This window comes from Microbacterium sp. HSID17254, assembly GCF_003989315.1.
In the GTDB taxonomy this organism is placed as follows: Bacteria; Actinomycetota; Actinomycetes; order Actinomycetales; family Microbacteriaceae; genus Microbacterium.
Genome location: NZ_RBLT01000102.1, coordinates 1 through 1208 on the forward strand (window position 1 = coordinate 1; position 1208 = coordinate 1208).

The 1208-nt window shown below is 73.0% G+C and carries 1 protein-coding gene and 1 tRNA gene; one reads left to right on the top strand and one right to left on the bottom strand.

The features are described from left to right. Positions 1 to 363 precede the first annotated feature (363 nt). A tRNA-Leu gene (locus D8M34_RS17930) sits at positions 364 to 436 on the bottom strand. A 33-nt stretch (positions 437 to 469) separates the two neighbouring features. On the opposite strand from D8M34_RS17930, the gene D8M34_RS17935 reads away from it, so the two are divergent. Further along, positions 470 to 1060, top strand: a complete 591-nt coding sequence (locus D8M34_RS17935; RefSeq protein WP_126894700.1) for a class I SAM-dependent methyltransferase — start codon at positions 470 to 472, stop codon at positions 1058 to 1060. Positions 1061 to 1208: the final 148 nt, after the last annotated feature.

The following is a 1208-nucleotide window of genomic DNA, read 5'->3' on the forward strand; positions in this document are numbered from 1 at the left end:
CTCCTCGTGCCGCGCCCGGACATCGGCGACGGGGATCCACACGCATGTGCCGGGGGTTCCGTCGCCGTGGTGTCCGGCGAGGTCGATGCGGGCGGCCGCCGGCCGGATGTTCCACGGGGTGCGCGGCGATACGCTCCCGACGGGTCACCGCCTACTGCCGGGTGTGGCAGGCAGCTCGGAAGAAGGCTCTCGACGCCGACGAGGCTGCTTCACCGCCGGCTCGGGGGACCGTACGATCTCCGGCGTAGTCGACACAGCCACCCGGTGGGCACCGGCTCCCGCCGGTCGCAGCCGGACGGCCACCTCGATGCCTCGCGGGGCGAAAACCCTGGTCGGGGGCGTAGTCTCGGGGTGGTAGCAGGGTGCCCCCGGTCGGACTCGAACCGACACTGGGACCCTTTTAAGGGGCCTGCCTCTGCCGTTGGGCTACGGGGGCGCCGCGACAGCGTAGCCAGGGCGGGAGGGACTCATGACGAGCACCGAGAAGGTCGACCTCCGGGGCGCCGCGGCGACCCTGCTGATGACCCTCTACATGCGGCGTCAGGATGCCCGGTCCCGGCGTCCGATCCTGGGCGACCCGTGGGCCGAGCCCGTCTGGGAGCACATCGAGCACGACGTCCACGGCCTCTGGCAGCTCACCGGAGACGTCTCGGCCATCGTCTGCCGCGCCGCGACCCTCGACGGCTGGACGCGGGAGTTCCTCGCCGACGAGCCCACCGGGCAGGTCCTGCACCTGGGATGCGGTCTGGACAGCAGGCCGTTGCGGGTCGGGGTCCCCTCGACGTGCCGCTGGGTCGACGTCGACCAGCCCGAGGTGATGGCCGTCCGGCGCCGGCTCTACGACCTCCCCGGCAACAGCGAGCAGATCTCCGGCGCCGTCACCGACGACGACGGGTGGTCCGCCGTCGACCCGACGCTGCCGACGCTCCTCGTCGCCGAGGGCCTGTTCATGTACGTCCCGGCCGAGGCCGTGCACGCCACCGTCGACCGGGTCGTGTCCGGCACCCCCGCGGCGACGCTGGCGTTCGACGCCGTCGCCCCGTGGACGGTGCGCGCCTAGCGCTGGACGCCGACGTTCCGCGCCGTCGGCACCCGGTTCCGGTGGTCCTGGAACCCCGCGGAGTTCGCGCACCGGCACCCGTCGCTGACCGAGCGCGACGACATCTCGATCTACGACGAGGTGTCCCTGCGCGAGCCGCGGGTGTGGC